The following is a 24,491-nucleotide window of genomic DNA, read 5'->3' on the forward strand; positions in this document are numbered from 1 at the left end:
AGGAGATCAATATGAACCCAAAGAGAACCAACCCCATTATCGTCATTGTTTTGACCTTGTTCAGCTTGGCGTGCCTGATCCCGTTCTGGCTCGTGTTCATGATATCGGTGGCCGATGAAAATTGGGTAACCGCTCACGGATACAGCTTTTGGCCCGGCAAATTCAGCCTTGTCGCTTACCAGTATTTAATTGAAGATGCCGAGAAAATATTGCGGGCTTACAGCGTATCTGCTTTGGTTACAGTGATTGGTGTGGTCGTCAGTTTGTTCGTGACTTCCGCAATGGCCTACGCCTTGTCACGGAAAGAGTTTCCGCTCAGAGGGGCTCTTAGCTTCTACATCTTGATCACCATGCTGTTTTCGGGAGGTTTGCTGCCCTGGTATCTTGTATACACCCGCTTTTTACATGTTCAGGATACTTTGATGGCGTTAATCATTCCGGGTCTGATCGGCGGCTTCAATGTCATTATCATGCGGACTTTCTTTACGAACAGCATCCCGCCTTCCCTGATTGATTCTTCTCAGATCGATGGTGCAGGAGAATTCCGGACATACTTCAGCATTATTTTGCCGCTGTCCCTTCCTGTCATGGCCACGATTGGGCTCTTCACCACCGTATCTTACTGGAATGACTGGTTTACAAGCCTGGTCTTCATCCAGAATGAGAAGCTATTCTCTCTGCAGTATTTGTTGACCAAAACCTTGATGAACGCTTCGTTCCTGCAGACGATAGCCAATAAGGCCTATAGTTCGACCGCACAGGTCACGACGCCGCTGGAATCTATCCGAATGGCGATGGCAATGATTGCAATCGGTCCGCTGGTGCTGGTGTTCCCTTTCCTGCAGAAGTATTTTGTAAGGGGTCTTACCGTAGGCGCTGTGAAAGGCTGATCCCGGCATAATGCCGGATTAGTATACGCAAGCAAATGTTCAAAAGGCAAAAATAGAAGGATTCCAGGGAGGGCTATTATTTATGAAGTGGTTAAAAAAGAGTTCCGCTGTGCTGGCATCGTTGATGTTGACTTCAGCCGTAGCGGCCGGTTGCGGCGGAAATAACGCATCGGATACGCCGGCGGGTTCAGCTCAGCCAGATGGAGCGGCCAGTTCGGAGTTGAAGCCATACGAAGTCATGATGGTCTTCCCCGATGCGCCTCAAAAAGACAATCAACTGGTTCAGGATGCGATGAATGATTATCTGAAGAAGACATATCCGGAATTAAACATGACTGTCAAGCTGAATCCCATTGACTGGGGCGCCTGGAGCGATAAAACGAACCTAATGATGGCGTCCGGGGACAAAATGGATTTGCTGTTCACGGCGGATTGGCTCGGATTCCAGCAACAGGTTACAAAAGGGGGGCTGCTGCCGCTTGATGATTTGCTCGCCAAATACGGGCCCGATATCGAAGCAGTGGAAAAGGATTACCACGAACCGGCTAAACGCGGCGGCAAGCTTTACGGTATCCATACCCATCAAGAGCTGGGCGGTGCACAAGGGGTTTATTTGAATAAGGAGCTAGTGGACAAATATAACTTTGACCTGACTGCACTGAAGTCTGGAAAGGTCGAGGATCTGGAGCCCATGCTGAAAACAGTCAAGGAAAACGAACCGGGTATTACGCCTTTAGTGGCACCTAGTTTTCCACTTGAAGCTTACTATTCATCCACAAATCTGGACTCCATTACAAGCATTGCTGCTATTAACACTGTAGGAACGGCTCCAGATGATTATACTGTAATCAATTCCTTCACTACTCCCCGGTATATGGAGCTTGCCAAGTTGACTAACAAGTGGTACAAGGCAGGATATATAAACAAGGATGCACTGACACCTGGTTTAGATGCCTGGAAAAAAATGCAGGCCGGCAAAGGATTTGCATTTGTCAGCGATATGGATATTCTGGCTGATATGGAGATCGGAAAAGCTGACATCTCGCCGAATGGATCAATTAAAGCGGGCCGTGAGATGCTGCAGATTCCTCTAAATATTGACCGTTTGCAAACCGGAAAGATGACAGCTACTATGTATGCGATTTCGAAAAGCTCTGAAGATCCTGAACGTGCCATGAAGCTGCTTAACCTCTTCTATAAAGACAAGGAATTGCTGACCCTCTTTAATTTCGGAATCGAAGGGAAACATTATGTGCTTAAGGATGGCCAAATTGCACTGCCGGAAGGTCAAACTACGGATAGCGTCGGCTATTATCATGATATTATGTGGCAATTGGGCAATCAAATGCTTAACTACACCCGTGTAGGGGAAGATCCGAATAAATACAAGAACTACGAGAAATTCAACGAGAAAATTTCTTCGAATCGTTCCCGTATTTTTGGATTTGTCTTTGATCCGGAGCCTGTAAAGAATGAGCTGATCTCGATCGACAATGCCAACAAAACATTTGTGGACGGACTAAAGTCCGGTCAATTGGACCCGGAAGAGGTTGTTCCTAAGATGTTGGAGAAACAAAAAACAGCAGGAGCTGACAAAGTAATCGCTGAAGCGCAAAAACAACTAGATGCTTGGCTTAAAGAAAACAGCAAGAAATAGGCGGAGCTCCCTCACTAATTTCATTTGTTAAGCTAATCTCGTTTAATTGTAAAGGATCATACATCGAAGTGGAGTGGAGTATTCACATGGAAAATTCAATGCTGACCTATATAGACATGTATCCCGATCAAGCCCAGTACACATCCGGCCAATCAGGCAACATTGTAATCGAACTGGAGACCCGAGAGGATAAGATTCTGGACCTGGTTGTCGGGTTTTACAAGTTAGAACAGCAAGTTGCCGAAGAAACATTAAGAATCAGCACGGAAAAAGGATTGAGACAAATTGTGCACATTCCCCTGTTTGCTGAAGATACAAAGTGGGCCGGTTATGGGGTCAAGGCTACAATGTTTTGCGAGAAAATTGCAGTGTCCACAGCCTATACTTCGTATGATATTGCCGATCACTGGAGTCGGGCGCCACGGTATGGCTTTTTAAGCGATTTTCGGACAGAAGAATCCGGAGATTTCCGTGACGTCGAAAGTATGAACAAATTCCACTTGAATGTTATACAGTTCTACGATTGGATGTATCGCCATGATGATCTTGTTCCGAAACAGGACGAATTTATCGATCCCATGGGCCGGACGATGTCCTATAAAGTTGTGCGTGAAAAAGTGTCAGCCGTGCACGATAAAGGGATGGCAGCCATGGCCTATGGGGCTGTATACGCGAGTCTAAAAGACTTTGTGCAGACACGGCCGGAATGGGGACTTTATAACCGCCGGGGAGAGCCGTTTCAACTAATAGACTTATTCTATATTATGGACATTACACCGGATTCGCCTTGGACCGATCATATTATTGAACAGTTCCGTCAGGCAGTAATGGCCGGATTCGACGGGATTCATATGGATCAATACGGTTTTCCCAAGAAAGCAATACGTCGGGTTGAAGGAAGAGAAGAAATGTTGGATCTGGCGGAATGCTACCCGGCGCTCATTGACCGAGCCAGTTCAGCAGTGAAGGAAATTAAAGCCGGGGCCGGGGTCATATTCAATAATGTAGGCAATTACCCTATAAGCAAGACTGCCTCGTCGGATCAGGAGGCGCTTTATATTGAAGTGTGGCCGCCTGTAGTCCGGTTGCGTGAGCTTAAAGGACTGATCGATAATGCAAGATCATTGGACCCGGACAAGCCGATTATCCTTTCCGCCTATCTGCCCTCCTTCTACCCGAAGGCCGGCCATGACAAGGAATGGGCCGAGAATGGTGCGCTGTTAACCATAGCATCTATATTTGTAAGCGGTGGATATCACCTCTTATTAGGTGAGAACAATGGGCTGCTGACCATGCCCTACTACCCCGATTATGCAGTGATGCGGACAGAATTTGCCGTTGAGGTCAGACGTTACTATGATTTCATAGTACGGTTTGGTACGCTGATACACAATGCACAGTTGGAAGATGTGTCTTATACCTATACAGCAGGGGTTAATACCGAAATCACCTTCGAAGGCAGTGTGCCTTTTGCGCCGAATGGAGATATTGATTCCGTGTGGACCATCATCAAGCGGATGCCAGGTTACCAGATATTGCAGCTCATTAACCTAGTCGGACTTGAGGATGATTATTGGGAGCACGGCAAGAAACAGCGGCCTGAACCTCAAACTGGAGTGGTGTGCACTTTGCTGATTGAACAGCCGATTGAGTGCATCTACACAGCCAGCCCGGATGATTGTAACCAGGAAGTATGTTTCTTGGATTACGAGGTTGTTCCTCACGGACAAGGACTGGCAGCCAGATTTACTTTGCCGTCTCTGAGAGTGTGGACCATGGTTGTAGTGAAATGTAGTGAAGTATAGCCTATAGGAGTGAATGATATGAACAATACAAAATGGTGGCAGACAGCTGTTATTTACCAGATTTATCCCAGGAGTTTTCAAGACAGCGACGGGGATGGGATCGGCGATCTCCGGGGGATTATCAACAGACTAGACTATCTCGAGCAGCTGGGCATCACCGCAATATGGCTTAGTCCTGTATACAAGTCTCCCAATGACGATAACGGATATGATATCAGCGATTACCAGGAGATTATGAGCGAATTCGGCACGATGGAGGACATGGATGAATTAATTGAAAGAGCCAAGCTTCGCAACATTCGGATTATTATGGATCTGGTCGTCAATCACACCTCGGATGAGCATCCATGGTTCATTCAAGCCCGCAAGGGAAAAGACAATCCGTATCGGAACTATTATATCTGGCGCGATCCGGTAAACGGCGGAGTTCCCAATTCCTTGCGTTCAACATTCAGCGGGTCGGCTTGGGAGTTCGACGAAGCAAGCGGCCAGTATTATCTGCACTTGTTCAGCCGCAGACAGCCGGACCTGAACTGGGAGAACAGTAAAGTCCGGCAAGAGGTATGGGACATGATGAATTTCTGGCTGGACAAAGGCGTCGGCGGATTCCGCATGGATGTGATTGATCTGGTCGGCAAAATACCGGATAAGGAGATTACAGGAAATGGTCCGAAGCTTCATGAATATCTGCAGGATATGAACCGTGAGACGTTCGGAAAGCATGATGTTCTAACAGTGGGAGAGACATGGGGCGCGACTCCGGAAGTGGCCAAGCTCTATTCCGATCCGGACCGGAACGAGCTTTCGATGGTATTCCAGTTTGAACATATTGGTCTGGACCAACAGGGCGGGGGAGAAAAGTGGGATTTGAAGCCCCTGGACGTAAGTGAATTAAAGCAGGTATTGGCAAAATGGCAAACCGAACTGGGGAACGCGGGCTGGAACAGTCTGTTCTGGAACAATCATGATTTGCCGAGAATCGTATCCCGTTGGGGCGATGACAAGCAATACCGTGTACAAAGCGCCAAAATGTTCGCCATTCTTCTGCATTTGATGAAGGGCACGCCTTACATCTATCAAGGCGAAGAAATCGGAATGACCAATTATCCGATTCAAGAGATCAGCGAAGCGCAGGATATTGAGACCATCAATATGTATCAGGAACGGATTGCAGAGGGGTATGCCAAGGAAGATATTATTCATTCCATTAATGTAAAGGGAAGAGATAATGCCCGAACCCCGGTACAATGGGATCATTCCCCTAACGGAGGATTTACAACCGGAGAGCCATGGCTGCATGTAAATCCAAATTATAAGGAAATAAATATGGAAGCAAATCTGAAAGATCCAGATTCGGTTTTTCACTGCTACCGTAAGCTGATTGAGCTGCGGAAGAACAACCCAATCGTTGTATGGGGCGATTTTGAACTGGTGACCCGCGTACCGGATCAAGTGTTCATGTATTTCCGCCGGTATGAAGGGGAGACCTGGCTGGTAACGGCCAATTTTAGCAGGGAAGCCACCACACTTGAATTACCGGAAACGGGTCAGGCCGGGGAATTCATCATTGGCAACTATACCAGAGATGACGTGGACTTTAAGCAATTACAATTACAGCCTTACGAAGCGTTTGCCGTCAAACTCGCGTAGGCTAACCTTTGCACCTCTTTGTAATATTGGAAGGTATGACTCCAACGTATAGGCTGACGTCCGGAATTCCGGACGTTAGTTTTTTGTGCTTCATTCTAACAAGGCACCGTCCAGCCAATGAAATTGTGATATAATGACGTCGTTGTTTGTGAACAGCAGAACTACTACTATGATAATAGGATGGACCATATGAAGGGGTATATTCATAAAGCAGATACCAAACGATTGATCATTATGGTTTTCGGCAATGTATTCTTAGGCATGGGAATCAGTATTTTTAAGCTGTCCGGCATGGGGAATGATCCCTTTAGCGGGATGGTGATGGCACTTGCAGATTCCAGCGGTATCGCATATGCAAATTTTCTAATCTTACTGAACCTTGTCTTGTTTGGAATAGAATTTATCACAGGACGAAAGTATATCGGAGCCGGAACTTTTGTAAATGCAATTTTGCTGGGCTACATAGCTACTTTCTTTCATAGTACCTGGCTAAATTTGTGGGGCGAACCTCAGCTGTTTTGGCAGCGGGTGGTCATTGTGGCGATTGGCGTGGTGGTATGCAGTTTTGGGGTATCCATGTATCAGACCTCGGATGTGGGAATAGCCCCCTATGACAGCCTGTCCCTGATTATGAGGGATAACTTTCCGAAAATCTCTTATTTTTGGCACCGGATGTTTACGGATGCTCTTTGTGCTTTGATTTGCTTCCTGGCAGGAGGCATTATAGGTTTGGGTACACTGGTGTCCGTATTCGGTCTGGGACCCATCATTCATTTTTTTGACGTGAATTTTACGAGGAAGCTTCTGGCAAAAAAAGGGTCTAAAGGCGAATAACGATTTAATGATTCCAATTTTATACCCTTGATATACGGGATTTTAGCAACCATCTCCAAAAGGCAAATTCAGTCGAAATATGAAGACATCTTGAGCATGATTAAGCGTCAGGGTTCCCCGGTGCAGCTCCGCAATATTCCTTGCAATGGAAAGTCCCAGACCTGTTCCTGCCTGAATGCCTTCACTGCTTCTTGAATGGTCAACCTTATAAAAGCGGTCAAATAGTCTTTTTTCTTGATCCGGTGTTAGCGGAATCCCTTTATTTTCGATCTCGATAGTTAGCTGATCACCATCCGTTCTCATCCGTATGCCGATCATTCCCGGCTTCAGAGAATACTTTAAGGCATTCATCAGAAGATTATCGATAGCTCTGGCTATTTTATCACTGTCAATCGGGATCACAACTGGAGCGTTACCAAGATCTTTTACGATAGTTATGCCGCTCTCTTGAGCAATAGGTTCGAATTCAAACAGCAATTGATCTAAAAGTTGGAATAAATCGATGTTTCTTATATTTAACCGGGAGTCAACAGTGGAGAGCTGGGTATGTTCAAACAAGTCATCCAGCAACTTTTTTAGATGAATCGCTTTATTATAGGTGTTTTGCACAAATCGCGAGTATTCTTCTTTATCTTGAAACGATTCCGTTCTTAAAAGCTCAATGTATCCGATAATGCTTGTAAGAGGTGTACGCAGGTCATGTGAAATCCCCGTGATCATCTCCATTTTGGATTTTTCGGTTTCACGTTCTTTTACAATCTGCTGTTGCAAACGCTCAGTCATTCGATTGATGTTAAATGCAACCCGCCCGAGCTCATCTTGCCGGTGAACAGATACCCGATAGTTCAAATCCCCCTCAGTGATTATTTCAAGCCCGCGCTCCAAAGTGATTAAGTCTTTAACGATTCGTCGTGTCAGAGCTAAAAAGGTAATGATAAAGACAACCATAAAAAAAGGAGTGATAAAATAAGGGAATATATTCAATAACCAGTTCAATGCCATCTTATTCCCAGCCCTCATTACAAGGAAAATGATCGTGTTATTAACAGCATAAGCAATAATTAAACTTAACATCATTCTGATTAAAATGTTGAACTGTATCTTTTTTTTTCGATTTAGCTGTGGCACAGGTTTAGTCAATTTTATATCCAACTCCCCATACTGTTTTTATATACTGAGGCTCCCGAGGATTTTTTTCTAATTTCTCTCTTAAATTACGGATATGGACCATTACAGTATTGTCGGAATAGCCGTAAGGCTCTTTCCATACACTCTCATAAATTTTCTCTGAACTAAAAACTTGGCCCGGCCGGCTCGCCAGCAGTGTTAAAATTGCAAACTCCAGTGGAGTTAATGAAATATCGGTTCCGTCCAGCTTCACGGAATGCTTAGTTTTATCTATAATCAGGTTCTTTATAATAAGAAGAGAATTATATTCTTCCTTCCCCATTAAGGATTGACGCCGTAACTGGGCTTTTACACGGGCCAGCAGTTCCAGCGGATTAAACGGTTTGATCATGTAGTCATCTGCCCCGGTAGTTAGACCCGTAATTTTATCAATATCTTCCTGCTTGGCTGACAGCATAATAATTGGAGTATCGGATATTTCCCTTATTTTGAGACAGGCTATGATTCCATCCATCCGGGGCATCATGACATCCAGAATAATCAGTTGAATGGATGCTGTTTGTATGGCATTCAGCGCTTCCTGACCATCTGCTGCTTCAAGCACCTGGTAACCTTCATTCCGCAAATAGACATGAATAACATCCCGAATTTCAGAATCATCATCCGCAACAAGGATTGTAATCATTCACCACAGCTCCTCTTCCTTATTTATTTATAATAGTTCCCCTTTTACGATAGACGTAAAATCTATTTTTTCAATACTAAAATATTCGGATAATTGCCGCTTCATGTAAAGTGAATAATGCGGCGTTGTTTTATTTACCTTAGTACTGATTCGATTTGGATATTGAATAACTCAGGCAGGATGTGATCTCCGAAGTACGTTCCTGCAGAAAAAAACATAAGGGTCCATCCTATCGCGCTGGAATATGAAATAAGGGCAAAACGTCTATAATTTGTACCGCTCAGTCCGATTAATAGAGGGATGATATAACGTACAACCGGGATAAACATGCCAATGTACATAGCCCTATTTCCCCGTTTGTTCAAGATCAGCTCTGCTTTTTGAAAATGTCTATTCTGCCGGAATCTGTTCTTCAGCTTTTGCCCGAAGTATTTCCCTGCAAAATAAGATACCGTAAAGGCCGTTAATAGCCCTGACAAAGTGCAGAAGTAGGTTATCCACGGATTGATAACGCCCATCTGGCTCAGAGCTGCTCCGGTAAGGATTGTAATTTCATTCGGAATTGGAATTCCAAAAGGCCCTAGCGTAAAGGCAAAATAAAAAATCAGATATCCATACTGGCTGATCAGCTCTAAGATCGTGTCGCTAGCCACTGTGACACCTCCTTCGTTCGTAATACAGAAATCATAACCAAAACTCCTGAGGAACCAGTGAGGGTATTTCTAAAGGAATTCTGAAGATGAGGTTAGACGACGGAGTATGTTAACGGAGGGGAAGGCCGGGGAGATCAATAGTCCATTTGCAGATGTTATAAGACTGTCGAGGGGATTAAACGGGCAGGTTAGTGAAACCACACAGTTCTTCTAACGTATAATCATTATTCAAATTTCTCCCAAATAGCTTATGCGGAGGTGAACTTGACTGGAGCATTTTTATGACTTGGTTCAATTGGCATTCTCGATCGCTCTCATCTCTTCCTTAGTGGTACTTCCATTCACCTATTTTTCTTTACAAAAGATACACAGGGGTCATGAAATTGCTGCAGCCGGTTCAACTTGGTTTGTGGCTGTCAGACTGTCGCAACAGAGCAGCATTCAGCGGTGGATAGTACGTATCGCCAGACGAAGAGAAGCACCTGATGATGAAAACAATGGTCCTTCCCCACATTGATATTCCATACTTTCAATTAGGGAGGACAACGATGAAAAAGATTTTGTTGCTCCAAAAATGGGCCAAGCCCATTCTCGTCATGTTGATTGGAGTTATTCCGTTCATAGTGCTCAGCGGGTGTTCGACAGTATCCCAATCAAACTCGATTAATGCCGATTCATCAGGGATATTTAATCACTTTTTTATTTATCCATTTTCGATCTTGATCAAATTCTTCGCGAATGCATTTCACGGAAACTACGGATTATCGATTGTGCTGATGACTTTCATCATCAGACTTGCCATCATGCCGCTCATGATGAATCAAACCAAGAAACAAATGGACATGAAAGACAAGATGGCCGTCCTCCAGCCGGAGTTAAATGCACTTAAGGAGAAGTATAAGAATGACGTTAGTAGGGATGCAAAAAAACAACAGCAAGCCGAGATGATGCAGCTCTACCAGAAGCATCAATTTAATCCCTTAAACATGGGGTGTTTACCGATGCTTCTCCAATGGCCGATCACCCTCGCATTTTACTACGCGATTCGTCGTACCCCAGAGATTGCAGCTCACGATTTTCTGTGGTTTAGCTTGGGGAAAACAGATTTGATTTTGCCGCTTATTGCCGCTGCGGTGTATTACGTTCAGTTCCGCGTGTCTCAATCCGTTTCAGCGCAGGTTCAGCAAAATCAAAATAACCAAATGGCTTTCATCGGATTGTTGTCACCGATCATGATGGGTGTATTTTCCATTGGGATGCCCGCTGCGTTACCATTGTATTGGGCGGTTGGCGGTATATTCATTATCGTGCAAACGTTCATACTCAATAAAATGTACACGAAGCCAAATGCAGCGATTAAAAACCTACCTACTGGTGTAGAAGATTTATAATATTGAACCAGTCATAAAACAATACTAAATACAAGGCATCTGAGCGCGGGGAACCGTATCATAAATAACGTTCAGCTAATGGGAAACGCTAGTTGAATCAATAGTCAAAAACCTCCTATTTGAAGCAAACTAGAATTAATTGCTTTAGTAGGAGGTTTTATCATGATTTTAAGTAATTTATCTGAAGATCCTTCGCCGAAGAGCGATTAGAACTTACTGTGTTAAGCGGCACTCTTTCAAGCTGAAAAGAAACCGTTTTACGAGTCTTCCAATACCGCAAGAGCTAAATATAAAACTGTAAGGTAGATGTAAGGCAAATCGATAGTTTAGGCCAGCCTGGCAGGATAAGATTGGAACAAATAAAAATAGAAATTTTTTAAAAGGAGAATCGAGATGAGGCTGTTTGAACTGTTGCTTTTTTTGTCAAACATCGGCTTGTTTGCATTAACAGTCCTCTTAAAAAAAGGACGGCGCAGAATTCCAGTATTCGTTGCAGGCGGGATCGCCACACTTTTACTGGTCATTCATTGGATAGTGGAAGGATACAGAGTTCAGCTATTTTTCCCATATTGCATAACGGTCATTTTTTTAGCCATTTCAGTGTATAGCTATTTTAAAAAAACTGGCCCCCAAAAAATCCCACGATTCATGTTGGGTTCAGCTTATACCGCTATAGCGGTAATGCTGGTCGTAACAGCGGGTCTCTTGTATGCTTTTCCTGTATTTAAACTGCCTGAGCCGACAGGCCAATTTAAGGTAGGAACGCAAACGTTTCATTTCGTGGATACCAGTAGGGAAGAGATTTACGACGAAGCCAAAGAGGGTAAGAGAGAATTGATGGTTCAGGTATGGTATCCGGCTCAAGCTGGCACCGGCAAGTACGCCCCCTTGATTCCCGATACCCGGATCTTACGTTATATGGCTGCGGACTATGGCCTTCCCGGGTTTATTTTTCAACACCTGAAGTACGTATCCAGTCATGCTTATTCGGGGGCCGAAATCTCTTCGGCACAGAATTCATACCCGCTGGTCCTTGCGAATCCCGGCAACGGCTCTTCCAGGTTCCTCCACACGTCGCAAGCCGAACATCTCGCGAGTCACGGATATATCGTGGCAGTGATTGACCACACCTACAATACAGCTGCAACCGAGTTTCCGGACGGGCGGATCACGACCAGCACAACCAACGACTTATTCTCGCCCGACCAAGATTACCAGACAGGAAGAGAAATTCGCGACAAGTTGGGAAAAGTTTTAACCGGCGATGTGACGTTTGTACTGGACCAATTCGAACTCATCCAATCGGGGCAGATTCCAAGTCATCTAAAAGGGAGGATGGATCTCCGTCATGTCGGGGTGTTCGGTCATTCCATCGGTGGGGCGACGGCCTATGACGCTTCTTACGACCCGCGAATCACGGTTGGAATAGACCTTGATGGAGGGCTTTACCGGCTGCGTGACAGAGAAGGGCTGCGAAAGCCGTTTTTGTTCATCAACTCAGAAAGCTATTTCGAAAAGTTAAAAATGGTGATGGATAACCGGGTTTACACGGATGCAGAGCTTAAGCGTATGGGCTCAACAAGAGAGTGGGAGGATCAAGTAACGGAAGATAAAAAGCTGGAGCTTGAACGGATGCGCGAAACGGTCAACGAAGGGGGACAAGTCCTCTATATCGAAAATACGGAGCATTTGAATTTTACCGACGTACAGTTTATTTCTCCGATTTTCAAAATGCTGGGCATTACAGGAAAGATTGCGCCCGAGAGAGCGAACTCCGTTATCAATGCCTATATGCTGGATTTCTTCGATATGTATCTGAAAAATCAAGGCGGAGTCTTAATGAAAGGACCGGATAGCCGCTTTCCGGAGGTGAGGTTCGTAAACCCGCCATTATAAATTACGGAACAGGCTACCGATTAAGATAATGAAAATGCGGGCAATTTTAAAAGCCGGTTATCCAGACGAATCTGGATAACCGGCTTTCCTTTATAAGAAGCTATAGAGGCGAACGCCATGTGGCGGGATAGTTGTCTGCAGCGAGCCTGCGTTAAGCTCGGCCGGCGTTCCGCTCCACAGCTCGGTGCCGGCGGCTGTACCGCTCAGGCCAATCTCGTCAAGGGCCAGGTCCAGCTCTAGCGGGTGTCCGCCAACGTTGAATAGGGCAGCATAACGGGTGCCATCGGTGTGTTCGGCAGTCCAGACGATAAGCTCATCTGTGCAGAGCGCCTCCTTGGCTCCGCGGCTTTCGCGGTGCATGCGCAGAACCTCGCGGTTGGTAAGCAGCGACAGCGTCCAGTCGTCGTTGTCCCGCAGCTCGCCCCCGATGATCAGCGGCGAGCGGAAGATGCTCCAGAGCGACATCATCGTCAGCTGCTCGTCACGCGTGAACCGGGTCCAGCGGTCCGCTCCCCCGCCATCCACAGAGCGGATGCCGATGTGGCCGAGCGGCAGCATATCGCAGTCCGGCCAGGAGCCGGCCTGGGGTACGCCCTGCCACTTCCGGCAGCGGCCGAACATATCCAGCAGCAGCGGCCACTGGTCCCAGAAGTCGTCCGTGACCCGCCACATGTTGGCATGTCCGGTGAAGAACTCCGCATATTCAACCGGAGCGGGACCGGGGGAAAGACTCAGCACCATAGGCCGGCCGCAGCGTTCGATGGCTTTGGAGATCAGGGCGATCTCCGGCTGATGGGTGTCGTACAGCCTGGAAGCCGCGATGTCATCGACCTTCACTAGGTCGACCCCCCACTGTGCGTAGAGTTCAAAGAGAGAATCATAGTACGCTTGTGCCCCTTCTTTGGAGGCGTCCACTCCGTACATATCTGTATTCCACGGACAGATGGAGTTCGTATGTGCAATATCGCGTGCGGTTGCCGTTGTGCCCAGAATAGGCGCAGCGGCATGGACAGCCTGCCGCGGAATGCCGCGCATAATATGAATGCCGAAATGCAGTCCAAGACTGTGAACGTAGTCGGCTAACGGCTTGAAGCCTCGGCCGCCTGCTGCGGAAGGGAAGCGGTTCGCGGCAGGCATCAGCCGGGAATATTCGTCCATTACGAGCGGAACAAACGGCCGGTATTGAGAGGAATTTGCATGGGGCTCGTACCATTGAATATCGACGGTAATGTAGCTCCAGCCGAAATCTTTGAGATGCTCTGCCATATATTCCGCATTGCCGCGGATTTCCTCTTCTGTTACGGCCGCGCCGTAGCAGTCCCAGCTGTTCCAGCCAAGCGGAGGTGTTGGTGCTGCAAGCTTATGAGTCATTATAAAGCTCCTTTACTGATGTATTATTGCTCTTGTTAATTCCATCATAATAAAGGAGATTAGCGATATCTATAGTAATCTTGCGGGTCTAATAGCACTATATTGCGGTTTCAGCATTGATCTTACAGCAGCTTATTGAAAACAGAATATACCTTTGTTACTGTTACTAATATACAATCTATATAAGAAGGAAGGTTATTATGTCTCCCAGAACTCAAACGTTTAAAGCGACGAATAAACATGTGAAAATCCTTGGCCGGACCCACTATTACAACGATGTGCTGTGGCTGGCTCTCTCAGGCGGCGGTATAGAATTTTCATTCTACGGCACGAAAGCGGAGATCACAATCAAGGGCGATGCAATTGCAACAACCGGCAATAATCTGGCCAGAATCGGCATCAGTGTAAACGGCAAAAGAGTTATTGACGATCAGGTGGATCAGCCGCTCCAATCGTACACTGTATTTGAAAGCGGTACTGCGCAGAACGTCACGGTAAGGCTCATAAAACTCTCCGAGGCAGCGATGTCAACGGTAGGGATTCAGGACATTGCCGTCCACGCCGCTGATGGAATTAAGCCAACTCCGGATAAAATACATACTATTGAATTCATCGGCGATTCCATTACTTGCGGCTATGGGGTCGACGATGAGCATGAACTGCATTCTTTTTCCACAGCTACAGAAGATGTTACGAAAACCTATGCTTACCTAACTGCAGAGCAGCTTGAGGCTGACTACAGCATGGTTTCGTACAGCGGATACGGCATTATTACAGGCTATACGGAAAATGGCCACAAGCTCACCACACATCTTCTCCCGGATTACTATGAAAAAGTGGGCAAGTCTGAGGGGAAGTTTGACAATCGCTTGCTGCCCCAAGATGTGCGCTGGGATTTCCGGAAGTTTGTGCCCGAACTCATTGTTATTAACCTCGGAACGAACGATGATTCCTACACGAAAGAGGATACCGCCAAGCAGACGGAATACGCTGAAGAATATGTTGAATTTCTCAAAATGGTCAGACGAAATAACTCCCATGCTCCAATTCTGTGTACGCTGGGTATTATGGGGGACAGGCTGTATCCATATGTCGAACAAGCAGTGAAGCAATTTATCCGGGAGACAGGCGACAGCAAGATTACCGCTATGAAGTTTGATGTGCAGCTGGAAGCAGACGGCTACGCAGCCGACTTCCACCCGTCCCGGGCCACACACAGCAAAGCGGCCAAACAACTGACGTCCCATATTAAAGAGCTTATGAAGTGGTGACTCAAGTGAATAAAAAATGGGAAAAGCTTGAAATCGACTCTTCTTTAGAATAAAATAACCTTAAAAAACTAAACACTAACGATTCTGTAAGATTTATCTTCGGACTGACTGGAAATGGTTATCTGATAACTGGGATATCACGTTAAATTAGACGGCAACATCACAGCAACCCGAATGAATCTATTGAAGCTTAGGCACTTTAGAGAAATGAGGGGGACATAATGGCGGCAAAGACCAGGTAGTGTATACTTCACAAGTTACACGAAATGGCGAAGCCTTGCCATTTTTTTTGTTATGTTTAATGGATGTTTAACAAGTACTCGATAGAAACCGGGTATATAGATTGAACTTGAAATTATAAAATCAGGGAAAAGTGGCGGAAGAGAAGTTTGGAACTGGAGGAGCGAATGCGTCCGCCTTTGTCTGCGGATTTCCACCGCGAACAGCGGTATAAATCAAGAAATCTGCAGACAACAGCGGCCGGAAGTCCAAACATTCTCTGGAGTCACAACCAATCCCGAAATAGAAAAATCACAAGTTCAATCTAATATAATGGAATCATAAGGACTTGAGCGGTTATGGAGGAATTATTGCATATGAAACCAAGAATCTTCTATCCTTTAACTCATCCACAACAAAGAATATGGTCCATCGAACAGATTTACCCGCAAACCCCGCTGCATAACATTGGGGGAACCATCAGAATCAAGGGGCCTGTTCAGTTTTCGCTACTGGAAAAGGCCATTGGGCTATTCATCCGAAGTCATGAGGCATTAAGGCTGAGAATAGCTGCCCAGAACGGGGAGCCAAGGCAATACATCGATAATCATAATAATGATTTCCCATTAGATTTCATAGATTTCTCCACATGCAGCGAACCGGAACGGGAGCTTGCGGACTGGGTGGAATCCATAGCGCAAAAGCCATTCGTCCTCGAAAACGAACGGCTTTTTTATTTTGCCATGTTTAGAGTCGCTGATCACGACAATGGCTATTTGGCCAAGTTCCATCATATCGTGGCAGATGGCTGGTCGATGAATATCATGACCGATCAAATAAGCGGAATATATACCCGGCTTTTGCGGGGAGAAAGCGTGCAGGTTCAGCCTGGACCCTCTTATCTGGAGTACAGGGACGAGGAGCAAACTTATCTTGCTTCAGAGCGGTTTTACAAAAACCAGACATTTTGGACCGGGAAATATCGGGCACTCCCGGATTCTTTTTTGAATGCCAGCTCGGACAGATTAGCCGGAAGCAGAAAAACGTATGAATGGAGTCCAGAACTCTCTGCCCGGATCAGGAGTTTTGCCGCAGCGCATAACTGTTCCTTGAATACCTTCTTTGTTACTGCGTATTTGCTGTATACCCACAAGGTTACGGGGCAAGACGATTTGGTCGTCGGCACACCAGTATTGAACCGGTCTGGCCCGAAGCAAAAAAGCACCTTTGGGATGTATACCAGTACAATGCCGTTCCGCTATGTGATTGACGGCTCCAGTTCGGTACTGGACACGATGACCCGGATCAACAGCGAGTTAAGGGCCTGCTATTTTCATCAAAGATATCCTTATGACCGGTTAGTACAAGCGCTTGAGCTTAAGAAAAAAGGCGTGGATCAATTATTTAATGTCTGTGTCAATTACTACAATACCAAGCTGGGTACAGAAATCAACGGATACCCTGTTGAAAGTGACGAGTTCTACAGCGGGCAGCAGATGTATTCCATGCAGCTTATGCTTAAAGAATGGACGGGCTCCGGAAGCATTACCGCAAGCTTTGACTATAAGCAAAACGACTTCACAGATGAACAAATTGATGATATGTACGGCCATCTCACGAGGTTAATCACGACAATGGTGTCTGACCCGGAAGCGCAGATCAGACAAATCAGCATCCTGTCGAAGGAAGAGTGGACAGAACGGGTGCATACTTATAATGCGACCCAAGCCGCTTACCCGCATGACAAAACCATCTGCCAGCTGTTTGAAGAACAGGCGGAAAAGACACCGGATGCAATCGCTGTTACCTACAAGAATGAGCACCTGACTTACAAACAGCTTAATGAGAAGGCCAACCAGCTTGCAGGATTTCTTACCGAAAAGGGTGTCGGCAGAGAAACCATTGTCGGTTTGTTGACCGCACACTCGCTGGAAACGGTAATAGGCGTCCTTGGTATCGGCAAGGCAGGCGGAGCCTTCCTGCCCATCGACCCCGGTAATCCGGCTGAGCGGCTGGGTTATATCCTGCAAGACAGCAGCGCGGAATTCCTGCTCACTAATCTCTCTCTCTCGGATGAATGTAGTTTTGACGGTGTGATCATCGATATGGAAGGGATTAATTACGATGCATACGGGACCTCCAATGTGAAGCCGGTGAGCAAACCGGATGATTTGGTCTACGTGATCTACACCTCCGGCTCCACAGGGAAACCCAAAGGCACCATGATTGAGCACCGGGGATTAGTGAATTATATTTGCTGGGCGAAGAAGGTCTATGTGAAGCAGACGGAGGAAGTATTTCCGCTCTATTCCTCACTTGCGTTCGATCTGACGGTCACTTCCCTCTTTACGCCATTAATCAGCGGTGGAGCCGTCCTTGTGTACCGCGACGATGAAGACGAATATGTTCTGTTCCGGATTCTGAAGGAGAATCAGGCCACCATCGTGAAGCTTACGCCTTCCCATCTATCCTTGTTACTGGACCGGGACAATCTGAATTCCTCCGTCAAACGTTTTATCGTTGGAGGAGAAAATCTGAAGGTCAGTCTTGCGCAACAAGTCTATGACAGTTTTGGAGGAAATATCGAGATCTTCAATGAATATGGGCCGACCGAAACAGTGGTCGGATGCATGATCCATTCTTATGCACCGGATACAGACATGAGAGCAGCCGTGCCCATTGGAAGGCCTGCCGATAATGTGCAAATCTATCTTTTGGATACAACGCTGGTCCCGGTCCCTGTTCACGCCGTAGGTGAAATCTATATTGCCGGGGACGGCGTGGCAAGAGGATACCTGAACAACCCTGAGCTGACTGCGGAGAAATTTATAGACAACCCGTTTGCTCCGGGAAAGAGGATGTATAAGACGGGGGATCAAGGGAGGTTCCTGCGGGATGGGACACTGGAGTATATTGGCAGGGTTGATACGCAAATCAAGATCAGGGGATATCGCGTTGAGCTTGGGGAGATCGAGAAGCATCTGCTACATCACACGGAGATAGCAGAGGCCGTCGTCCTGAACCGTCAAGATAAGCAGCAGCATGCTTACCTTTGCGCCTATATCGTTTCGAAACGTAAGCTTGCAGCCCATGAGTTAAAAGAATACCTGATGAAGCAGCTGCCTGACTACCTCATTCCGTTACATTTTATCGAAGTGCAGGAAATTCCCTTAACCGTAAACGGTAAGGTGGATAAAGCTTTATTGGAGAAAATCGCACTTCCGGAAGGAGAAGACAAAACGTGTATCCAACCGAGATATGAATATGAAGAGCAGCTCATTCAAGTTGTCAAGGAGGTTTTGCGGGTTGACGGTGCAGGGGTGAAGCACAACTTTTATCATCTGGGCGGTGACTCCATCCAAGCCATTCAGGTCGCTTCGAAAATGAGTCAAAGAGGCTTCAAGCTTAAAGTGAAGGACATTCTGTCATTTCCCGTCCTCGAAGAGATGGCGACATTCATTGAAGCGGTGCGGTCAGAGGGGATGGAGCAGGGAGCAGCTGAAGGCAGCATACCTCTTACACCCATCCTGTCCTATTTTTTTTCGCAGCATTTTGCCAAGGCCGATCACTATCATCAAAGTGTGATGGCAGTGATTAAGAAAGGGATAGGACCGGATACGCTGGAAAAAGCGTTAAGTGCACTAATCCGGCATCATGATTCCCTGCGGATCAATTACAAGCGTGACAGCGGCGAGTTGTTCTATAATCAGGAGCATTATCTTACCCGCCTATTCATTGAAGAATATGATTTCTCAGACTTATCCCTGCCCGAACAAGAGACTAAGCTGGGGGAAGCGGCCCAGAGTCTGGCTGCAAGCTTCGATCTACAGCAAGGCCTTTTATTGAGAGCGGCTGTATTTGATCTCGGCTATGTCCGGAAAATGCTGCTGATTGCCCATCATCTTGTGGTAGACGGTGTATCCTGGAGAATTATCCTGGAAGATATGAATACCTTGCTGCAGCAGATCCATCACGGCCAAGAAACAGCGCTTCCTTTGAAAACAAGCTCCTATCAGACATGGGCTAAGGCGCTGGAGGCCAGCCGGGTGACGCTGGGAATGAAGGACGAAGAGTACTGGAATTCGATATTGCAGAAGCATTTTACGTTTTCGGCTGACCATGACCAGGGAGCGGATACTCTCGCAAGCTGCCATACATTAATATCCGATCTTGGGCAATCTGAGACCACGGCGCTTCTGTCTGAAGCCAATATTCCCTACAATACAGAACCACTCGATTTGCTGCTAACGTCTTTACTGGTGACAGTCAAAGAATGGACGGGCAGCAGAGATATGGTCATTGAAATGGAAGGGCATGGACGGGAGGATATCGACGAACTTGTAGATGTCACAAGAACGGTAGGTTGGTTTACAAGCTTGTATCCATTCGGCATTACCTTGAACGGGGAATCCCTTCCCGGACAGATTAAACAGGTTAAAGAGGAACGAAGAAGAGTGCCCGGTAACGGAATAGGATTTGGATTATTGCGCCAGCTTGGCCGTATTGGAGATTACCATCTGCGCAAATTCATCCGCTTTAATTATCTTGGGGAGTTTATCCAGGATTACGGTGAAGGATATCTGACACTTTCGGGAGATCAATTTCAGCACAATGTAAGCGGGGACAACCATCTGACAAGTTTGCTGGACATCAACTGCTTTATAATCGATGGCCATTTACAGCTGCGTCTGACGTATAGCCGGAGTAAATTCCTGGACATGACCATGGAACGGTTTCAACTTCATTGGATCAGAAATTTGAAGCTGGTGATTGAACATTGCAGCAATACTGAAAGAAAAGAATATACGCCCTCCGACTTTGATACGGTTGATATTTCCCAGGAGGAGCTCGACAGTCTGTTCAGCTGATGGTGAAAATTCAGGATGCGAGGTTATGGGATGAAAAAAGGGATTGCGGGATGGCTCGTCTTGTTGCTGCTGACCATGGTACTGCCACTGCATGCATGGGCAGAACCGGCTGCTCCAAACAGTTTGCCTAATGAGGAAACTGCCAGCATTGAAGCCTGGATCAAAAAGAATATGCAGGAAGGCAAAATACCGGGTGCAGCCGTTGTTATTGTTAAGGGCGGGCAAACTGTCTACAGCAAAGGCTTTGGGGATTCCGATGTGGCAGCTAAGCGTCCTGTGACTCCGGAGACCTTGTTCGAGCTTGGTTCGACCAGTAAGGCTTTTACTGCATTGGCTGTATTATCGCTGGAACAACAGGGCTTGCTTCATTTGAAAGATCCTGTACAGAAATACCTTCCCTGGTTTCAGGTTGCCTATGCCGGAGAAAACGGCTCTGGTAAAAGCCGTGCGGCTGAGATTACCCTGGAACAGCTGCTTCATCATACCAGCGGCCTTCCATTTGATACGATTAGCGATATTCCCGTTGGCGGGGATGAACAGGCGCTGGAGCGTACGGTCAAGGCGGTGGTTGGGGAGAAGCTCGATTTTTACCCTGGGGAAAGGTTTCAGTATGCTTCCATCAATTATGATATCCTGGGGCTTGTGATCGAAAAAGTAACGGGAGAATCATTTGAGGCTTACCTGAAGAATAACGTATTGACCCCCCTGGGGTTGAAAAATACCTACCTTTTCCGTACAGAAGCGGAGCAGCATGAAATGGCGAAAGGGTATAAGCTCGGATTCTTAAAGGCGAGGGAATACCAGGCGCCTGTGTATCGCGGAAATACGCCTGCCGGTTATGTCATTTCGAATGGCAACGATATGGCAGCGTGGCTGAAAATCCAGATGGGCGAGCGGGCGGAACCTGCGATGGATGCCGATGTGATCGGCCGCTCCCATGAGCCGGACCGGTCCGTCTTCCCCGGCCTTGACGGTTCTTCCTACGCGGCAGGCTGGTTTGTCTATCAGAAAGGGAGCGGAGAGCTTTCCCATGGAGGCAGCAATCCGAATTATTCCTCTTCCGTAGTGTTCCGCCCGGAGGAGAAGATCGGGGTCGCCGTATTGGCGAACATCAACTCGTCCTACACCCAGGCGATGGGCCAGGGAATTATGGAAATTCTGCACAACCAAAAGCTGCCTGAGAACGTATCCGATCAATACCGCAGTGTGGATAAAATCGCTACTGTCATTCTCTGTATTGCGGTCCCGTTGATCCTGTTAACGGGCTGGTTTTTCATCATAACCATCAAAGAAATTATCACAAAGGAAAGAAGGCTCCGCCGGAATACCGCCAAAAACATTTATGGGCTGGCCGTGTTGCTGGGATTTTTGGGGCTGGTCAGTTATTGCCTTTATGAGGTTCCGGTTGTTTTATTTAGCGGGCTTTCATGGGAGCTTGTTGAAGTATGGGCCCCATCAAGCTTTATGATAGCGATCCCGGGTTTATTAATCGGGGTCGTTTTCTTTTCCCTTTACTACTTCACCACATCACTGTTCCCTAAAGCGCGGGACCGGACATTGTTTCCTATCATCTTGCTTAGCACCATAAGCGGCTTCGGAAATGCAATTATCATCTTTATTATTAATGAAGCGCTGAACCATACCAACCGTTTTCAGATGGGTTTGTTCTCGTTTTTTGTAATGGGTATCGCTGTCTATGTCTTTGGCCAAAGGCTGGTTAGAATAAAGCTGATCACCCTGACCAATGAAATGGTCTTTCAAAAAAGAACGGATCTGATCGACAAGATTCTGCGTTCTTCGTATCAAAATATCGAAACCATCGAAAAAGAACGGATCTATTCGGTATTAAACAATGATACGGAAACGATCAGCGGTGTTACCAATATTCTCATTTTTGGCGTGACCAGCCTTATCACTTTACTTTGCTGTTTCGTCTATTTAGGCACGATTAATCTGCTTGGCTTGCTGATCTCGGTTGCGGTGATTTTGCTCGCAGCCGGACTTTATTTTTTGGCGGGAAGGCATGCCAATCAAGTCTGGGGAGAGACCAGGGATATTCAAAATACTTTTTTCAAGTTCATCAATCACATGGTCAGCGGCTTCAAGGAGCTTAGCCTTCATAAAGGTAAAAAAGAGGAGTTCCAGGAAGAGCTTAAGCAAAGCTGTGATACCTACCGGATCAAACGGATTCAGGGAGACTTAAGCTTCGCCAATGTATTTGTGATGGGAGAGCTGCTGTTTACCTTTGTAATCGGGGTTGTGGCCTTTGTTTTTCCGCTGCTCTTTGAGGACATTTCCAACAGCTCGCTCAGAGCCTATATCTTTGTCTTTCTGTATATGACAGGGCCGGTCCACGGCGTACTGGATGCCATTCCGAATTTCATCCGGGTCCGGATCAGCTGGAACAGGTTAAATGAGCTGTCCAAGCAGCTGGATACGGTTGAGGAAAGGCATGAAGACCCTTCTACTAATGAATGGTCTGGAGATGCCCCCATCCATTTGGAGGCCAGGGATATTACTTACCATTACCAATCCCAGGAAGGCGAACAGTTCGCAGTAGGGCCGCTGAATCTGAGCGTCCGTTCCGGGCAGGTTACTTTTGTTACAGGCGGGAACGGGAGCGGGAAGTCAACCCTGGGCAAATTAATAACGGGCTTATATAAGCCCGATCAGGGAGAAATTCTATTGAATGGCCGGCAGGCAGCGCCGGAAGAACTGAGCCAGAGCTTTTCCGCTATATTCAGTGATTTCCACCTGTTTGACAGGCTATACGGAATGGAAACCGAAGGCAAAAGTCAGGAGATTCATGAGTACTTACAGAAGCTGGATATTGATCACAAGGTCCAAATTCAGCAGGGGGCCTTTAGCACCGTAAACCTCTCAACCGGACAGCGGAAGCGGTTAGCGCTCCTGATCAGCTGCCTGGAGGATCGTCCGATCTATCTTTTTGATGAATGGGCTGCTGATCAAGACCCGGAATTCCGGGATTATTTCTATCATGTACTCATACCGGAGCTGAAGCAGCAAGGGAAATGCATCATTGCGATTACGCATGACGATAGATATTTTCATATGGCTGACCAATTGCTGAAAATGGAAGTGGGGCTGCTCGTGGGTGAGCTGGAGGAACAACATGCGTAACAGGTCATACCGGGAGTCCTATGATCCGCAAATGAAGGGAGGCAGAAGGAGTTTGGCGGATCGCATCCGTCATGTACACTAGCTCTCTACTATTATGAAAAGGTGGCAGTCGCATATGCATACATTTGAAACGATTGGGATCATCGGTGCAGGGGTAATGGGTTCCGATTTGGCCTTGGATCTGGCAAGCCAGGGGTACCAGGTCATCCTGAAAGATATCCATGAAGAAGCACTGGACAAGGCTAAGGCGAAGATCAGGGAAGATTTCAAGCTGGTAAAGCTGATGAAAAAAGAGCTGCCAGTAAAAGAAATTGAACAAGTGCTTTCTAACATCATGTTCACCACTACATATCAAAGCTTCCATGCCGTTCCCTTTGTGATTGAAAATATCACGGAAAACTGGGAGGCGAAGCAACAGGTATACCTTGAACTCCAAGAGCATTGTCAGGAAGATACCATTTATGGTGTGAACACGAGCTGCATTTCCATTACGAAGGTGGGGGCGGTACTTCCCAGACCGGAGAACGCAATCGGCATGCATTTTATGAATCCGGTTCCGCTCAAGCAGATGGTGGAGATCATTAAAGGCTACTACACATCGGAGGATACGATCCGGAAGATCAAAGACTTTTTGAAAGCGGTTGGCAAGAAGCCTGTTCTGGTTAACGACTCGCCGGGGTTTGTGACCAACCGCGTCCTGATGCCCATGATTAACGAATGCATTTGGGCCGTTCATGACGGGGTCGCTGCACCACAGGATGTGGATAAAATTTTCCGTTTAGGCTTCAGCCATAAAATGGGCCCGCTCGCTACTGCTGATTTGATCGGGCTGGATACGATTTTGAATTCCATCCTGGTTTTGTATGAGAGCTATAACGATCCGAAATACCGCCCGTGTCCGCTGCTGGTCAAAATGGTGGACGCAGGATTGCTGGGGAAGAAGAGCGGCAAAGGATTTTTTGATTACACTTCTGTTCTCGCCCATAGCCATGCGTAAGCTGATTTACAAAATCCAATGTGAAGGAACCTGAG

15 protein-coding genes are annotated in these 24,491 nt (G+C 46.7%); 11 read left to right on the forward strand and 4 right to left on the reverse strand.

Annotated elements, in window-relative coordinates:
• Positions 1-11 precede the first annotated feature (11 nt).
• The 5 genes from BLQ82_RS10655 (at position 12) to BLQ82_RS10675 (ending at position 6,836) form a co-directional block, all read left to right on the forward strand.
• Positions 12-890, forward strand: a complete 879-nt coding sequence (locus tag BLQ82_RS10655; RefSeq protein WP_062525503.1) for a carbohydrate ABC transporter permease — start codon at positions 12-14, stop codon at positions 888-890.
• Positions 891-972: 82 nt separating this feature from the next.
• Positions 973-2,547, forward strand: coding sequence for an ABC transporter substrate-binding protein (locus BLQ82_RS10660; RefSeq protein ID WP_062525501.1), 1,575 nt, complete (start codon positions 973-975; stop codon positions 2,545-2,547).
• An 86-nt stretch (positions 2,548-2,633) separates the two neighbouring features.
• A complete protein-coding gene (locus tag BLQ82_RS10665) occupies positions 2,634-4,352 on the forward strand; it encodes a glycoside hydrolase family 66 protein (RefSeq protein WP_062525500.1) in 1,719 nt (572 codons plus the stop codon).
• Between the two features lie 18 nt (positions 4,353-4,370).
• Positions 4,371-6,002, forward strand: a complete 1,632-nt coding sequence (locus BLQ82_RS10670; RefSeq protein WP_062525498.1) for a glycoside hydrolase family 13 protein — start codon at positions 4,371-4,373, stop codon at positions 6,000-6,002.
• A gap of 189 nt (positions 6,003-6,191) precedes the next feature.
• Positions 6,192-6,836: a YczE/YyaS/YitT family protein gene (locus BLQ82_RS10675; RefSeq protein ID WP_062525496.1), complete on the forward strand. Its 645-nt coding sequence runs from the start codon at positions 6,192-6,194 to the stop codon at positions 6,834-6,836.
• A 42-nt stretch (positions 6,837-6,878) separates the two neighbouring features.
• Here BLQ82_RS10675 and BLQ82_RS10680 read toward each other — a convergent pair whose 3' ends face one another.
• The 3 genes from BLQ82_RS10680 to BLQ82_RS10690 all read right to left on the reverse strand — a co-directional run bounded on the left by BLQ82_RS10680 (position 6,879) and on the right by BLQ82_RS10690 (position 9,302).
• Positions 6,879-7,976, reverse strand: coding sequence for a sensor histidine kinase (locus BLQ82_RS10680; RefSeq protein WP_062525495.1), 1,098 nt, complete (start codon positions 7,974-7,976; stop codon positions 6,879-6,881).
• A complete protein-coding gene (locus BLQ82_RS10685; protein ID WP_062525494.1) occupies positions 7,969-8,649 on the reverse strand; it encodes a response regulator transcription factor in 681 nt (226 codons plus the stop codon). The genes BLQ82_RS10680 and BLQ82_RS10685 overlap by 8 nt, the downstream gene beginning before the upstream one ends.
• A 134-nt stretch (positions 8,650-8,783) precedes the next feature.
• Positions 8,784-9,302: a DedA family protein gene (locus BLQ82_RS10690; RefSeq protein ID WP_062525493.1), complete on the reverse strand. Its 519-nt coding sequence runs from the start codon at positions 9,300-9,302 to the stop codon at positions 8,784-8,786.
• A gap of 548 nt (positions 9,303-9,850) precedes the next feature.
• On the opposite strand from BLQ82_RS10690, the gene yidC reads away from it, so the two are divergent.
• Both yidC and BLQ82_RS10700 read left to right on the forward strand, forming a co-directional pair.
• A complete protein-coding gene (yidC, locus tag BLQ82_RS10695; RefSeq protein ID WP_062525628.1) occupies positions 9,851-10,693 on the forward strand; it encodes a membrane protein insertase YidC in 843 nt (280 codons plus the stop codon).
• 393 nt (positions 10,694-11,086) lie between these two features.
• Positions 11,087-12,589 (forward strand): alpha/beta hydrolase family protein, encoded by a 1,503-nt coding sequence (locus BLQ82_RS10700; RefSeq protein WP_062525492.1) that lies wholly within the window; start codon positions 11,087-11,089, stop codon positions 12,587-12,589.
• A 90-nt stretch (positions 12,590-12,679) separates the two neighbouring features.
• On the opposite strand, the gene BLQ82_RS10705 is transcribed toward BLQ82_RS10700, so the two are convergent.
• Positions 12,680-13,960: a glycoside hydrolase family 27 protein gene (locus BLQ82_RS10705; RefSeq protein ID WP_062525491.1), complete on the reverse strand. Its 1,281-nt coding sequence runs from the start codon at positions 13,958-13,960 to the stop codon at positions 12,680-12,682.
• Positions 13,961-14,160: 200 nt separating this feature from the next.
• On the opposite strand from BLQ82_RS10705, the gene BLQ82_RS10710 reads away from it, so the two are divergent.
• The 4 genes from BLQ82_RS10710 (at position 14,161) to BLQ82_RS10725 (ending at position 24,456) form a co-directional block, all read left to right on the forward strand.
• Positions 14,161-15,231: an SGNH/GDSL hydrolase family protein gene (locus tag BLQ82_RS10710; protein WP_062525490.1), complete on the forward strand. Its 1,071-nt coding sequence runs from the start codon at positions 14,161-14,163 to the stop codon at positions 15,229-15,231.
• Positions 15,232-15,827: 596 nt separating this feature from the next.
• Positions 15,828-20,318: an amino acid adenylation domain-containing protein gene (locus tag BLQ82_RS10715; protein WP_244280755.1), complete on the forward strand. Its 4,491-nt coding sequence runs from the start codon at positions 15,828-15,830 to the stop codon at positions 20,316-20,318.
• A gap of 30 nt (positions 20,319-20,348) precedes the next feature.
• A complete protein-coding gene (locus tag BLQ82_RS10720) occupies positions 20,349-23,459 on the forward strand; it encodes a cyclic peptide export ABC transporter (protein WP_062525486.1) in 3,111 nt (1,036 codons plus the stop codon).
• 115 nt (positions 23,460-23,574) lie between these two features.
• Entirely contained in the window at positions 23,575-24,456 is an 882-nt protein-coding gene (locus BLQ82_RS10725) for a 3-hydroxyacyl-CoA dehydrogenase family protein (RefSeq protein ID WP_062525483.1), read from the forward strand.
• Positions 24,457-24,491 lie beyond the last annotated feature (35 nt).

It is taken from the genome of Paenibacillus jilunlii (assembly GCF_900102965.1).
Lineage (GTDB): Bacteria > Bacillota > Bacilli > Paenibacillales > Paenibacillaceae > Paenibacillus_AQ > Paenibacillus_AQ jilunlii.